The organism is Phenylobacterium haematophilum, from assembly GCF_014196295.1.
Lineage (GTDB): Bacteria > Pseudomonadota > Alphaproteobacteria > Caulobacterales > Caulobacteraceae > Phenylobacterium > Phenylobacterium haematophilum.
The window spans coordinates 966364-979428 of sequence record NZ_JACIDK010000001.1; the positions used below are offsets into that span (position 1 = coordinate 966364).

The window sequence follows — 13065 nt, forward strand, 5'->3', positions numbered from 1 at the left end:
CCATGCGCTTCCGCGTCCAGAAACTGATCCGCGACCGACTGCCTGAAATCATGCGCGCCCAGGGGCTGGCGGTGTTCGACCATCGGCTTGAGGATACCGAGTTCGTCGCCGCCTTGGGCGAGAAGCTCGTCGAGGAGGCCCACGAGGCCCGGCTCGCAGGCCCAGGCGAAGTCGCAGGCGAACTGGCCGACGTACTGGAGGTCGTCCACGCCCTGGCCCTTGTCCACGGTCTCAGCTTCCAGGATGTAGAGGCCGCGCGCCTGGCTAAGCGCGCCGAGCGCGGCGGCTTCGATGCGCGCGTCTACAACGCCGCTGTAGAGGCTGCGGACGGCCTGCCCGCGGCGGAGTACTATCTCGCACGGCCGGAACAGTACCCACGCGAGGACTGAGGCGCATGAAGCACGCCACGGAGCAGGCTCTCGACGAGTTGGAGCTGCTGCTGATCGACCTGCGCAGCCTGCCGGGCATGGTCGAAATCAAGCGCGGCGTCTTCTACCGCAAAGCCAAGGCTTTCCTGCACTTCCACGAGGACCCGAAAGGCCTCTTCGCCGATCTTCGCGACGCCGACGGTCACGATTTCGACCGGTTCGACGTCACCGGCGAACCCGGGCGCGCCGATCTCCTTGCCGCAGCCAAAACCCGTCTCAGGGCCTAGCGGCCCAGGGTTCGACCTGGCCCACGACAGTGAGTTGGCGGTCGGCCCGCACCGCCTCCAGCACACCGCCGGAAATTTCGGCGTTGGACAGCCAGCGCGACGCGCCGCCCTCCACCCGAAACCCGAGCACGACCTGGCGCAATCGACAGTCCGGCAGCCCCACGGACACCGCTGCGGCCGTGGCCAACCGATGCGGATGAGCAGGATCGGCTGTCGCGCTGCCCAAGACCTGGAACATGCGCCCCCTCACCTGCTCGGCCAACAGTCGCGGCGCGGCGATCTTCAGGGTGTGAAACCAAGCTATGGCCAGGTCGATCGGCCCATTGCGCCGGATCGCGGCCTCTAGCGCGCGTCCGAACGCGGCCTCGTCGTGATAGTCGCAATCGATCCCCGCCGGGTGCTGAGAGGCGCGTCTCGACAACAGCGAAAGGCGCCCGCCGTCGCCGGCGAGCGCCTCCACAAGTCCTGTCAGCATGCCGGTCCCACCCACCACGAGCACATGGCCGGGCATGGCTGCGCCCTTAATCTTCGGCGCGGCGCTCGATCACGTGGTCGACCAGACCCCACTCCTTGGCCTCTTCCGGAGTCATGAAGGTGTCGCGGTCCAGCTTTTCCTCGACCTCTTCGTACGAGCGGCCGGTGTGCTTGGCGTAAATTTCGTTCAGGCGACGCTTGGTCTTGATGATATCCTCGGCGTGGCGCTCGATGTCCGAAGCCTTGCCCGAGTAGCCGCCCGACGGCTGGTGCACCATGATGCGGCTGTTGGGCAGCGCGATGCGGTTTCCTTTTTCGCCGGCCATCAACAGGAACGAGCCCATCGACGCGGCCATGCCCATGCACAGGGTCACGACCGGCGAGCGGATGTACTGCATGGTGTCGTAGATCGCGAGACCGGACGTCACCACCCCGCCGGGGGAGTTGATGTACATCTGGATCTCTTTCTTGGGGTTCTCGGCCTCAAGGTAGAGCAGCTGGGCGCAGATCAGCGCCGACATGCCGTCTTCCACGGGGCCGTTCAGAAAGATCACGCGCTCCTTGAGCAGGCGCGAGAAGATGTCGAAGGCGCGTTCGCCGCGGCTGGTCTGCTCCACCACCATGGGCACCAGGTTCAGCGCGGTGATCTGCGGGTCACGCATAAAGGGAAGCCTCTCTCATTGATCGACTCTGCGCGCAGAGCCGCGTTCCCCTCCGATATCGCGTGGCGGAGGGGCCAGCGCAAGGTGACCGATAGTCCTAAAGAAAATCCCTCCCGTTTCCGGGAGGGATTTCTGCGTCCGACTTCAGGGCCGAGCAGCGCTTAGGCGCCGTAGCCTTCCGGCATGTCGTCTTCCTTCAGAAGGTCGTCCTTGGAGACCTTCTCGTCCGTCACGGTGGCCTTCTCGACGATCAGATCGACGACCTTGTCCTCGAAGATCGGCGCACGCAGCTGCGCCTGCATACCCGCGTTCTGGCGGAACATGTCGAAGATCTGCTGGGCCTGCTGGCCGTATCGCATCGCTTCCTGGCGCATGGCGTCCAGCAGCTCCTGGTCGGTGACCTGGACGTTGTTGATGCGGCCGATCTCGGCCAGCACCAGGCCCAGGCGCACGCGGCGCTCGGCGATCTTGCGGTACTCGGTCTGCAGCTGGTCGTCCGACTTCTCGGCGTCTTCCGGCGGCAGGCCGCCACGCTCCTTGTCGGCCTGGACCTGTTGCCAGATGGCGTTGAACTCGGCTTCAACCATCTTCGGCGGCAGCGGGAAGTCGTGCTTCTCATCCAGCACGTCCAGCAGGGCGCGCTTCAGCTTGAAGCGCGAGGCGCCGGCGTACTGCGACTCCAGGTTCGACTTCAGCAGTTCCTTGAGCTTCTCCAGGCTCTCGACGCCCAGACGCTCGGCCAAAGCGTCGTCGGCCTTGGCGTCGACCGGCGCGCGGACTTCCTTCACCGTGGTGGTGAACTCGGCGTCCTTGCCGGCCAGGTTGGCGGCCTGGTAGTCAGCCGGGAAAGCCACCTTCACGATGACTTCGTCGCCCGGCTTGGCGCCGACCAGTTGCTCTTCGAAGCCCGGGATGAATTGGCCCGAACCCAGGACCAGTTCGGAATCCTCGGCGGTGCCGCCCTGGAAGGCTTCGCCGTCGATCCGGCCGACGAAGTCGATCAGCAGCTGATCGCCGTCCTTGGCCTTCAGCGACTTGCCGGTGCGCGGCTCGTACGTGCGGCTCTGCTTGGCCAGTTCGTCCAGCGCCTCATCGACTTCGGCGTCGGTCGGCTCGTAGACCGGGCGGGTCAGGGCGATCTTGCTCAGGTCGGTCGGCTCGAACTCCGGCATGATCTCGAGCGAAATCTCGTAGGAAAGGTCAGCCTTGCCGTCGATCACCTGCGCGATGTCGCCTTCCGGCTTCAGATCAGGCTCGCTGGCCGGACGCAGCTTGTTGTCTTCCAGCACCTTTTGGGTGGTTTCCGAGATGGTCTGCTCGACCACTTCGGCCATCAGGGCCTTGCCGTGCACGCGGCGAACGTGAGCGGCGGGCACCTTGCCGGGGCGGAAGCCCTTGATGTTGAGCTGGGGCGTGATCTCGACGATCCGCGCCTCGAGCCGCTCGTTCAGGTCCGCGACCGGGACGGTCACGCCATAGACGCGGCTCAGGCCTTCGCCAGACTTTTCAACGATCTGCATCGACATTCTCGAATTCCGGAGTGCGGCGCGGGCTCGCGCCGGCAGGTCCGCCCTAGGGGTGAAAAGGTGGTCGCCGCCGAATGAGCGGCGGCGAGCGGGCGCTCTTATGTCATTTCGCAGCCCCTAGTCCAAGCGCAAAGACAGCTCCGCCTGCCGCCGCAAGGCCTAGCCGCCCCTGGCGGACCGCGTGGCGACCTCGCTGCGGCGCACGCAGAGGGTCGCGATCGACCGGCCGTCCGAAGCAGGCGGCGGCAGGCGTCTCAGAGTGACATCCGGAAGATTTGGCCGTTCGTCCGGCCTAGCGTCAGACGCTGGCGGAGCCATGAATGGTGCGGGCGAGAGGACTCGAACCTCCACGCCTTGCGGCGCTGGAACCTAAATCCAGTGCGTCTACCAGTTCCGCCACACCCGCAACGCCCGCTGCATAGGGCTTAGCGCCCTGGAAAAGCAAGCCCTGCCCGCGCGCATTGGGCGCAGGCTGCGGGCCGGAAGTCAGCGACGAGGCGGCCATGCCGCCCTTGAGTGGGCCATGCTCGGTTGATTAATCGGAACACCGCCCCCGGGGCCCGCGTTCAATCTGCGAGCCGGAGCCGCGCCATGGAAACCGTAAAAGAGCACCATCGGACCTACGAAAGAACTGGGCGCAGCACTGAACACGCCGTGCTCCTTGTGCTGCTGCTGGTGTTCTCGGGCCTGTTTGCAGGGTTCTCAGTCGCCACCGTCATTGGCGTGCTGTCAGGCGCGGGCTGATCGCCGTCGCCCTCCGCACCAGTAGGTCGGCAGCAGGTGCGGCCTGACCGTTGTCTAGCCGAGACGGCCTTCGTAGAGCCGGCGAAGGATGGTCGGCGCCAGCCCCGGCAGGTCTTCGGCGATCAGGCCCGGACCGTGTAGTTCGGCGGCCTCAGCATGTATCCACGCCGCCGCGCAGGCCGCCTCGAAGCTCTCCATGCCCTGGGCGATGAGCGAGCCGATGAAGCCGGCCAGCACGTCCCCCGAGCCCGCCGTCGCCAACCAAGGCGAGCCGTTGGTGTTGACGCAAGCGCGCCCGTCGGGCGCGGCGATCACCGTATCGCCCCCCTTCAGCAAGACGATCGCGTCGGCCTGCTGCGCCGCGCGGCGGGCCGCGGCGATACGGTCAGGCGACTCCTTCAGAAGCCCCGGGAACAGGCGGTCGAACTCACCCGGATGCGGGGTCAGCACATCATCGACGTCGAGGACGGAGAACAGCTCCTCGGGATCGTCGCGGAAGACGGTGATGGCGTCGGCGTCGATGACCAGCGCCGCGCCTGTGCGGGCCAGCGCCAGCACATTGACCAGGGTGTTCTCGGTCACCCCCGCCGCTGGGCCGATAATCGCCGCATCGACGTCCGCGGCGGCCTGCTCCAGCTCCGCCTCGGTATCGAAGCCCTTTAGCATCACGGCCTCCAGGTGCGTTGCGTTCACCGACAGCGCCTCGCTCGGCGACAGCAGGGTCACCAGGCCGGCCCCCATCCGCAGCCCCGCCCGCGCCGACAGCCGCGCCGCCCCGGTGTTCCACGCCTCGCCCGAGACCACCACAAGGCGGCCTCTCGCATGCTTGTGGGAATTGGGTTTGGGCCACGGGAAACGGACAAGCCAGGCTTCCGGGCCGTTCTCGGTCAGGTCGCTATGGGCTTCCGCCAGGCCGATATCGGCGACCACCACTTCGCCGCAGAGCTCGTGCCCGGGCTGCAGGACGTGAGCAGGCTTCTTGGCGTGGAACGTCACTGTCAGGGCGGCGACCACGACCGGTCCATGGGGATCGCCGCTGTCGCCCGGCAGGCCGGAGGGCACGTCCACCGCGACCACGCTTTCAGGATGTGCGGCCAACAGTGTGGCCATGGTCGCAGCATCGCCGCTGAGGGGCCGCGCTAGGCCCGCGCCGAACATGGCGTCGACATAGAGGCGCGCTTCCAAAGGCGCTTCCCAGGCGGTCAGGCCGCCATCCCACCGGGCGGCCGCGGCCTTGGCGTCGGCGCTCTGCGGCGCGGCCAAGGCCCGCACCTCGACTGGCCATCCGCGCGCCTTGAGCAAGCGCGCGACGACATAACCGTCGCCGCCGTTGTTGCCCGGCCCGCAAAGGACGCAGACAGACCGCTGCGAGAAGCGCTCGGCGATAGCCTCAGCCACCGCCGCGCCGGCGCGTTCCATCAGCTCGATGCCGGGCGTCCCGGCCTCAATGGCCCGGCGGTCGGCCGCAGCGATTTCCGCGACCGTGAGAATCTTGCGCGCAGCCACGGCCGCTCCTCGTCTGACTACAGGACCTGCGTAGAGGCTTCTCGCCCCCGCTCCACCAAGGTCAAGCGCTCACCATCGCTGTCGAGGGTCGAGATCGAGGCGTGATCCGGGCGGAAGACGAGAACGCGCTCGTCGCATTCCAGATGCGAGATCACAGCATTGATCGCCACATAGTGCGAAAACACGGCCGCCCCGCCCTTGGCCTGCAGGGCCTTGACGACTTCGCCGCGCCAGGCGTCGTAGTCGAGATCGCCCTCGACTTCCTTCCAGCGGCCTTGAAATACGCCGCGCAGCCAGGCCGGCCGTTCTTCGGCGCTGAGCGCCTTCGGCGTGGGGATCTCGCCGACGAAGGGCTCGATCTCGACCTCCACGCCCAGCGCCGCTGCGGTCGGCGCGGCAGTCTCGCGGCAACGCCGCAGGGGCGAACTGAAGACCCGGCTGGGGCGTTCGGCCTGCGGCAGGCTCATCAGGTAGTCGCGCGCGGCCTCCGCCTGCGCCCGACCCGCCGCGTCCAGGCCGGGGTCCTCGTCGGCCTCGCCCCAGACGGCGGCCGGCTTGCCATGGCGGATCAGGTACAGTCGGGACATCAAATCAATCCGGTACGAAAATGTTACGGCTTCCGTCTTCGGAACGGCTGACGGTTCCGGTGCGGCCGACCGCTTCCTTAGCCTCAAGTCCGGCCAACGTCGCCTCGTCCGTCGGGGTATTGGCGACGAAACGGCGGCCTTCGGAGTCGCGGCCGACGACGATGCCCATCATGTACCCCTCGCGCCCGTGCACCACCGTATAGGTTTCGATGGTGGCCGCGCCTTTTGGCTCTTCGATGACTGTCGGGTGCGGCAGCGCGTCGATCTGGGCCTGGATGATCTTCGGATCCTGCCGATCGAACGGGCCCTTCGGCGGGGTTGTCGAGTAGACGCCGGTCGACTGCTTGGTCAGGAACCAGCCGTTGGCGGTCACCAGGCCGTAGGAGCCGCGATCGTCGCGCAGCCGCTGCATCATCACGGCTATCGAGTGCATGGCGTAGTTGTTGCCAGGGCCGCCCATGTACGGCAGCCCACCCGTGACCGTCAGGCCGCGCGGATCGTCCAGCGCCAGCCCCAACTCCTCGGCGCCGACCTCCACCGCAACCGGGAAGCAGGAATAGAGATCGATGTGGCCGATGTCGGCCAGGCTCACACCCGCCATCTCCAGGGCCCGCTTGCCGGTCAACCGCATGGCCGGGCTGGAATGGAAGTTCTGGCGATCGAGCGGATACCAGAGGTCTGAGGCGTCGGCGCAGCCGTGGAGGTAGACCAGCTTGTCCTCAGGGACGCCGAGTTCGCGGGCCGTCTTGAGGCTGGCCACCAGCACGCCAGCTGACTGGTCCACGTCCATGATGGCGTTCAGATACTTAGTGTAGGGGAAGCCGACCATGCGGTTGCGGTCGCTCACCTCGACCAGTTCCTGCGCCGAGCGTTCGATCCGGAACCACGCTTCCGGGTTCTGGGCCGCAACTTTCGTGAAGGGCGCGAACAACTCGCCCAGCCGCGCCTGGTGGTCGGGGATCGAGCGCCCGTCCCGCGCGCGGAGCGCGTTCTCGAACAGGGGGTAGCAGTTGATCGGCCGGCCCAGGCCATGCTTGGCCTCGTACGGCGTCACGCCCGGCCGCGGATCGCCGATCCGCTCCGGCTCGGGCAGTTCTTCCGCATCGTCCCAGTCGGCGAAGCCCAGCCCCTTGGTGAGTCGCTTGGTGGCGGAGCCAAGAAACTCGCAGCCGACCACCAGGGCGAGTTCGGTTTCGCCCTTTGCGATCCGCTCGCTGACGATGTTGACCAACTGCTGGGGGCTGTTGCCGCCCATGTGGGAATAGACCGCGTACTTCGGGTCGGCGCCGATGCGCTTGGCCAGGGTGGCCGGAGGATTGGTGGAATGCGGCACCAGCCGGCCGCCCCCTGGCGCGTCGATCGTGAAGCCGACGACGGCCAAGGTATCGATCTCCGACAGCTTTTCCGGGGCGAGGCCCGCATCCTGCGCTGCACGTTCCGCCGCAATCTTCAGCAATGCCGTCGGGGAAGGCGACGAGGCCGGATCGCCCCGATAGGTGAATTGGCCCGCTCCGATGAGAACTGGGGTCCGCTCGTCCATCATTTCCCTCCCCTCGGCGATCGTTCGGCGCCAAGGGCGGCCGCCGAACAGACGCGAACAGTATGTTTCCGGCAATGATCGTGATTTGGGCGCCGGGCGCCTAAAAAGGCATCATTCACATCATCGCACGCTCCCGCGACGGAACCGCAAGCCCATCCCTCTTGTGACTCCGCTCCGGAGCGTGCTCGTAGCCGCCAACCGCTTCGGCGGCGCCGCGCATCGAGTGAGGCCAGTGAGCTTGAAATGAAAAAGATCGAAGCCATCATCAAGCCGTTCAAACTGGACGAGGTGAAGGAGGCCCTGCAGGAGCTGGGCGTCCAGGGCATGACCGTGATCGAAGCCAAGGGCTACGGTCGCCAGAAGGGTCACACCGAGCTCTACCGCGGCGCTGAGTACGTCGTGGACTTCCTGCCGAAGATCAAAATCGAGGTCGTCGTCGCTGACGACCAGCTAGAAGCCGCGCTCGAAGCCATCGTGGGCGCGGCCCGCACCGGCCGCATTGGCGACGGCAAGATCTTCGTCTCGGAAATCACCGACGTTCTGCGCATCCGGACCGGCGAGACCGGCGCCGCAGCCGTCTAACGACTTTACAGCTATCGGACTTCTTCAAGGGGATTAGACCATGGCCACGACCGCCAAGGACATTCTGGATCAGATCAAGGAAAAGGACGTCAAATATGTCGACGTCCGCTTCACCGACATTCGCGGCAAGATGCAGCATGTCACCTTCGACATCGACCTGGTGGACGAAGAGTTCCTCACCGACGGCACCATGTTCGACGGCTCGTCGATCGCCGGCTGGAAGGCCATCAACGAGTCGGACATGAAGCTGCGTCCGGATCTGGACACCGCCTACATCGACCCCTTCTATCAGCAGACCACGCTGTGCCTGTTCTGCGACATCGTGAACCCGGACACCGGCACCCCGTACAACCGTGACCCGCGTTCGATCGCCAAGGCGGCGCTGAACTACGTGAAGTCCTCGGGTATCGGCGACACGGTGTTCTTCGGGCCGGAAGCCGAGTTCTTCATCTTCGACGACGTGCGCTGGTCCACCGCCCCGCACAACACCGGCTACTCGTACGACTCGAGCGAACTGCCCTCGAACACGGGCAAGGAATATCCGGAAGGCAACATGGGCCATCGGCCCGGCCCGAAGGGCGGATACTTCCCGGTGAACCCCGTCGACAGCTGCCAGGACCTGCGCGGCGAAATGCTCGCCGTCATGGGCGAACTCGGCATGAAGCCGGAAAAGCACCACCACGAAGTGGCGCCGGCCCAGCACGAACTCGGCCTGAAGTTCGACACCATGATCACCATGGCCGACCGAATGCAGCTCTATAAGTACGTGATCCACAACGTGGCCGCGGCCTACGGCAAGTCGGCCACCTTCATGGCCAAGCCGATGTTCGCCGACAACGGCTCGGGCATGCACGTTCACCAGTCGATCTGGGCCGACGGCAAGCCGCTGTTCGCGGGCGACAAGTACGCCGGCCTGTCGCAGATGTGCCTGTGGTACATCGGCGGCATCATCAAGCACGCCAAGGCCATCAACGCCTTCTCGAACTCCACGACAAACTCCTACAAGCGTCTCGTGCCCGGCTATGAAGCCCCGGTTAAACTGGCCTACTCGGCCCGTAACCGCTCGGCCTCGATCCGCATCCCGCACGTCGACTCGCCGAAGGCCAAGCGCATCGAAGCCCGCTTCCCGGACCCGATGGGCAACCCCTACCTGACCTTCGTCGCCCTGCTGATGGCCGGCCTGGACGGCATCATCAATCAGATCGACCCGGGCGCGGCCCAGGACAAGAACCTCTACGACCTGCCGCCGCGCGAGCAGAAGAAGGTTCCGGAGGTTTGCGGCTCGCTGCGTGAAGCCCTGGAAAATCTCGACAAGGACCGCGCCTTCCTGAAGGCCGGCGGCGTCATGGACGACGACTTCATCGACTCCTACATCGAGCTGAAGATGCAGGAAGTGATGCGCCTCCAGTTGCATCCGCACCCGGTCGAATTCGACATGTACTATTCGTGCTGATCGAAGCCGCCTGAGCGGGTCGAGGAAAAGTGCGAAGCGGTTTCCGCCCGCAACCCGCTCACTACGCTTTTGAACATCGAGCACGATTCAGAGATCAGGCGTTTCCGCCTGATCTCATCGTGCTCGAGGCGACTTTCGAGAGGGCCGCGGAGCAATCCGCGGCCCTTTTCGCATCCCCGCCAAGCTGGACGTTGACGAACCTGATTCAGTCAGCGCGTCATCCCGACACAACCTTGCGTTCAGCAGGGGACCAGTCGGGGAAACGCCATGAAAAAGCTGCTTTTGAGTACGGCCGCCTGCGCGTTGGCGGCAGGAATCGCCTCAAGCGCCGCCGCCTACGAGGCGCAGATCGTGCGCACCAAGTACGGCATCCCCCACGTGACCGCGAAAGACTTCGGCGGGCTCGGCTATGGCCAAGCCTACGCTTTCGCCCAGGACAACCTTTGCCTGCTGGCCGACAAGATCGCCACCGTGAACGGCGATCGGACCAAGCACTTCGGTCCGGACGCGACCAACGTCGTGGCCTTCACGGACATCAAGAACCTTGAGAGCGACTTCTTCTTCCGCTCGAACATCGACGTCCCCGCCCTGCGCGCCAAGCTCGACAAGGGCCCGGCCGACTACCGCGCCCTGGTTCATGGCTATGTCGCCGGCTTCAACCGCTATCTGGCCGATACGCCCAACGACAAACGCCCGGCTGACTGCCGCGACGCCGCCTGGGTGCGGCCGATCAGCGTCGATGACATGGTGCGCCTGAACGAAGAACGCATGATCCAGGCCAGCGGCGGGGCCTGGCTGCGCCAGACCAACGCTGCGACGCCGCCCGCGGCGGAGGCTCCGGCCAAGGCGGCCGCCAATGTGGGTCTGCCGAACATGGCGGAGCAGATCGGCCTCGGCTCCAACGGCTGGGCCTTCGGCCGCGCGGTGACCACCAACAAATCAGGGCTGTTGCTGGGCAACCCGCACTTCCCGTGGGAGACCACGAACCGCTTTTACGAAGTCCATCTGACCATCCCCGGCAAGTTCGACGCCATGGGCGTGACCATCGCCGGCGCTCCGGGCCTGTCGATCGGCTTCAACAAGGATGTGGCCTGGACGCACACCGTCTCGACCGACCGGCACTTCACCCTGTTCGAACTGGCGCTCGATCCGGCCGACCCGACCGCCTACCTCGTCGACGGCGAGCGCCACGCGATGGAGCTCAAGTCGGTCAGCGTCGACACGCCGGCGGGGCGGCAGACCCGCACCTACTACATGACCCTCTATGGCCCGGTGGTGGTGATGCCGCAGGCGGGCCTGGCCTGGACGACGAAGACCGCCTACGCGCTACGCGACGCCAACAAGGGCAACAGCGCCTCGGCTGGGACGTGGCTGGACATCGCACGCGCCAAGTCGGTGGGCGAGATCCAGGCGACGATCACCAAATCTCTGGGCATTCCGTGGGTCAACACCATCGCAGCCGACCGTCACGGCGACGCGCTCTACGCCGACATCACCGCCACGCCCAACGTCTCGGCCGACAAGCTGCAGACCTGCGCCCCCAGCCCGGCCGCCGCCAAGCTCGCGGCCGCCTCGCGCATCTACGTGCTCGACGGGTCGCGGGCCGCCTGCGACTGGGATGCGCCGGGCCTGATGTCCGGCGCGACCATGCCCGCGATGATCCGCCAGGACTATGTCGCCAACAGCAATGACAGCTTCTGGCTGACCAACGCCAAGGCCCCGATGCCGGCGGTCTCGCCCATCGTCGGCCTGACTGACATTCCCCAGAACCTGCGCACCCGTTCGGGCATCGTCGAGATCGACGCTCGCCTGGCTGGAACCGACGGCCTGCCCGGCAATGGCTTCGACCAGACGGCGGTGAAGACCATGCTGTTCTGGAACAAGAACCACGCGGCCGAGCTCTTCCTCGACGATACGCTGAAGGCCTGCGGGACCGGCGGTGCCGTCGCCCTGGCCGATGGCCAGAGCGTCGATCTGACCGCCGCCTGCGCGATCCTCGCCAAGTGGGACCGCCGGATGGACAACGACAGCGTCGGCGCCCTGCTGTGGATGGAGTACTGGCGTCAGGCCCAGAAGATCGCAGGCGTCTACGCCACGCCGTTCGACGCCGCCGATCCTGTGCACACCCCGCGGGGCCTGAAGGCCGACGCCGACACCGTCGCCAAGCTGCGCCAGGCGCTGGCCGGGGCCGTCCAACTGATGGCCACGCAGAACATCGCGCTCGATGCGCCCTACGGCGCTTATCACTTCGCGATCCGCGGCGAGCACAAGATCCCTGTTCACGGCGGCGAAGGCTCGGACGGGGTGCTCAACGCTCAGCAGGCGCACTTCAGCGCTAAGGCCGGCGGGTATGTGCCCTATCATGGCTCCAGCTACATCCAGGTCGTGACGTTCGACGAGAAGGGGCCCGTGGCCGACGCGGTGCTGTCCTATTCGCAGTCGACCGATCCGGCCTCGCCGCACTACGCCGACCAGACCTGGCTCTACTCCAAGAAGGGCTGGCACCGCCTGCCCTTCCATGCCGCCGACATCGCCGCCGACGAGCCCAGCGCGCCGCTGGTGCTGAAGGGGAACTGATCCGGATCCTGGGCCAGGGCGCCGCGTCTGGCCCGTTTCGGCACATCGGCGCACCTGGAAGGCGCACGCGCCGCCCAGCGCTCCCAGCCAAAACCCAGAGAATACTGATGCTTACGGCCACTCCGATCTGGCCCGCGCCTTGCTCCCTTCGGCCCAAGACAGATGCGCCGCAGGACGGCGCGTTGGGGCAGGACGGGGCCATATGCGCAAGTCGTCGAGACTAACCAGCAGGACGCTTTTCGGGCTGTTGGTGGCGACCATAGTCCTACCGCTGCCGGCGATGACGCCGGGCCTGCTGTCGAGCGCGATCGGCGCCATGGCGCTAGTCGGCGTTCCTGCCGCTGCGCCCTCTGCCGCTCCGATGGTTCCAGTCTACTTCAAGCCCGCCCGCGCCCGCCCCGCCAAGGCGATGGCGCCGGAGCATGAGCTGGCCCGGCTGGCGGAACCGCGCCAGGCGCTGTTCGAGAACGTCGGCGAACCGCCCGCGCCGCCAGAAGACCTTAAGCTGATCGCGCTCTACGATATCCAGCCGCGCATGCCGACGCCCTGGGACTGGCTGATCGCGCCTGGCACGCCGGCTACGACAGGCGTTCGGCGCCCGCTGCCGCGAGTGGCGACGCCGGTGCCCGAGCCGTCGACCTGGGCCATGATGATCACCGGCTTCGGCCTGGTCGGCGCTTTCATTCGCCGCCGCCGCGACGCCTCGACGCCCACCGGCCCGCGGGTCGCATTGATTTAGAAGCCCGCGCGATTCATATG

At 66.3% G+C, this 13065-nt stretch carries 12 protein-coding genes, 1 tRNA gene and 1 pseudogene; 7 read left to right on the forward strand and 7 right to left on the reverse strand.

Going from position 1 to position 13065, the window contains the following annotated elements; genetic code table 11:
- Window positions 1-2: 2 nt before the first annotated feature.
- Window positions 3-389 carry a nucleoside triphosphate pyrophosphohydrolase gene (locus GGQ61_RS04845; protein ID WP_183770174.1) on the forward strand — a complete coding sequence of 129 codons (387 nt, stop codon included), beginning with the start codon at window positions 3-5 and terminating at the stop codon, window positions 387-389.
- A gap of 5 nt (window positions 390-394) precedes the next feature.
- Window positions 395-655: a hypothetical protein gene (locus tag GGQ61_RS04850; protein ID WP_183770176.1), complete on the forward strand. Its 261-nt coding sequence runs from the start codon at window positions 395-397 to the stop codon at window positions 653-655.
- On the opposite strand, the gene GGQ61_RS04855 is transcribed toward GGQ61_RS04850, so the two are convergent.
- The 4 genes from GGQ61_RS04855 to GGQ61_RS04870 form a co-directional block, all read right to left on the reverse strand.
- A complete protein-coding gene (locus tag GGQ61_RS04855; RefSeq protein WP_183770178.1) occupies window positions 645-1166 on the reverse strand; it encodes a Rossmann-fold NAD(P)-binding domain-containing protein in 522 nt (173 codons plus the stop codon). The genes GGQ61_RS04850 and GGQ61_RS04855 overlap by 11 nt on opposite strands.
- A 10-nt stretch (window positions 1167-1176) precedes the next feature.
- Window positions 1177-1791, reverse strand: coding sequence for an ATP-dependent Clp protease proteolytic subunit (locus GGQ61_RS04860; protein ID WP_183770180.1), 615 nt, complete (start codon window positions 1789-1791; stop codon window positions 1177-1179).
- 161 nt (window positions 1792-1952) lie between these two features.
- Window positions 1953-3311, reverse strand: a complete 1359-nt coding sequence (tig, locus tag GGQ61_RS04865; protein WP_281372610.1) for a trigger factor — start codon at window positions 3309-3311, stop codon at window positions 1953-1955.
- Window positions 3312-3638: 327 nt separating this feature from the next.
- Window positions 3639-3723: transfer RNA gene (locus tag GGQ61_RS04870), tRNA-Leu, on the reverse strand.
- Between the two features lie 185 nt (window positions 3724-3908).
- Between GGQ61_RS04870 and GGQ61_RS04875 the strand changes: the two genes are divergently transcribed.
- Window positions 3909-4061 (forward strand): hypothetical protein, encoded by a 153-nt coding sequence (locus GGQ61_RS04875; RefSeq protein ID WP_183770184.1) that lies wholly within the window; start codon window positions 3909-3911, stop codon window positions 4059-4061.
- Between the two features lie 54 nt (window positions 4062-4115).
- On the opposite strand, the gene GGQ61_RS04880 is transcribed toward GGQ61_RS04875, so the two are convergent.
- From GGQ61_RS04880 to GGQ61_RS04890, 3 genes are read right to left on the reverse strand one after another with little or no spacing between them, the layout of a single operon-like run.
- Window positions 4116-5567 (reverse strand): NAD(P)H-hydrate dehydratase, encoded by a 1452-nt coding sequence (locus tag GGQ61_RS04880; RefSeq protein WP_183770186.1) that lies wholly within the window; start codon window positions 5565-5567, stop codon window positions 4116-4118.
- Between the two features lie 17 nt (window positions 5568-5584).
- Entirely contained in the window at window positions 5585-6154 is a 570-nt protein-coding gene (locus GGQ61_RS04885) for a histidine phosphatase family protein (RefSeq protein WP_183770188.1), read from the reverse strand.
- A 4-nt stretch (window positions 6155-6158) separates the two neighbouring features.
- Window positions 6159-7694 carry an acetyl-CoA acetyltransferase gene (locus GGQ61_RS04890; RefSeq protein ID WP_183770190.1) on the reverse strand — a complete coding sequence of 512 codons (1536 nt, stop codon included), beginning with the start codon at window positions 7692-7694 and terminating at the stop codon, window positions 6159-6161.
- A gap of 243 nt (window positions 7695-7937) precedes the next feature.
- Between GGQ61_RS04890 and GGQ61_RS04895 the strand changes: the two genes are divergently transcribed.
- The 4 genes and pseudogenes from GGQ61_RS04895 to GGQ61_RS22685 form a co-directional block, all read left to right on the forward strand.
- Window positions 7938-8276 (forward strand): P-II family nitrogen regulator, encoded by a 339-nt coding sequence (locus GGQ61_RS04895; protein WP_183770192.1) that lies wholly within the window; start codon window positions 7938-7940, stop codon window positions 8274-8276.
- Between the two features lie 40 nt (window positions 8277-8316).
- Window positions 8317-9729 carry a type I glutamate--ammonia ligase gene (gene glnA / locus GGQ61_RS04900; RefSeq protein WP_183770194.1) on the forward strand — a complete coding sequence of 471 codons (1413 nt, stop codon included), beginning with the start codon at window positions 8317-8319 and terminating at the stop codon, window positions 9727-9729.
- A 267-nt stretch (window positions 9730-9996) separates the two neighbouring features.
- Window positions 9997-12306 (forward strand): penicillin acylase family protein, encoded by a 2310-nt coding sequence (locus tag GGQ61_RS04905; protein ID WP_183770196.1) that lies wholly within the window; start codon window positions 9997-9999, stop codon window positions 12304-12306.
- A 610-nt stretch (window positions 12307-12916) separates the two neighbouring features.
- Window positions 12917-13045 (forward strand): annotated as a pseudogene (locus tag GGQ61_RS22685) (PEPxxWA-CTERM sorting domain-containing protein); the annotation flags it as partial.
- Between the last annotated feature and the right edge of the window lie 20 nt (window positions 13046-13065).

Coding starts and splice junctions, on each gene's coding strand:
- glnA (WP_183770194.1), top strand. CDS start 8,317: ATGGCCACGACCGCCAAGGACATTCTGGATCAGATCAAGGAAAAGGAC.
- GGQ61_RS04895 (WP_183770192.1), top strand. CDS start 7,938: ATGAAAAAGATCGAAGCCATCATCAAGCCGTTCAAACTGGACGAGGTG.
- GGQ61_RS04850 (WP_183770176.1), top strand. CDS start 395: ATGAAGCACGCCACGGAGCAGGCTCTCGACGAGTTGGAGCTGCTGCTG.
- GGQ61_RS04855 (WP_183770178.1), bottom strand. CDS start 1,166: ATGCCCGGCCATGTGCTCGTGGTGGGTGGGACCGGCATGCTGACAGGA.
- GGQ61_RS04905 (WP_183770196.1), top strand. CDS start 9,997: ATGAAAAAGCTGCTTTTGAGTACGGCCGCCTGCGCGTTGGCGGCAGGA.
- GGQ61_RS04845 (WP_183770174.1), top strand. CDS start 3: ATGCGCTTCCGCGTCCAGAAACTGATCCGCGACCGACTGCCTGAAATC.
- tig (WP_281372610.1), bottom strand. CDS start 3,311: ATGCAGATCGTTGAAAAGTCTGGCGAAGGCCTGAGCCGCGTCTATGGC.
- GGQ61_RS04875 (WP_183770184.1), top strand. CDS start 3,909: ATGGAAACCGTAAAAGAGCACCATCGGACCTACGAAAGAACTGGGCGC.
- GGQ61_RS04885 (WP_183770188.1), bottom strand. CDS start 6,154: ATGTCCCGACTGTACCTGATCCGCCATGGCAAGCCGGCCGCCGTCTGG.
- GGQ61_RS04860 (WP_183770180.1), bottom strand. CDS start 1,791: ATGCGTGACCCGCAGATCACCGCGCTGAACCTGGTGCCCATGGTGGTG.
- GGQ61_RS04890 (WP_183770190.1), bottom strand. CDS start 7,694: ATGGACGAGCGGACCCCAGTTCTCATCGGAGCGGGCCAATTCACCTAT.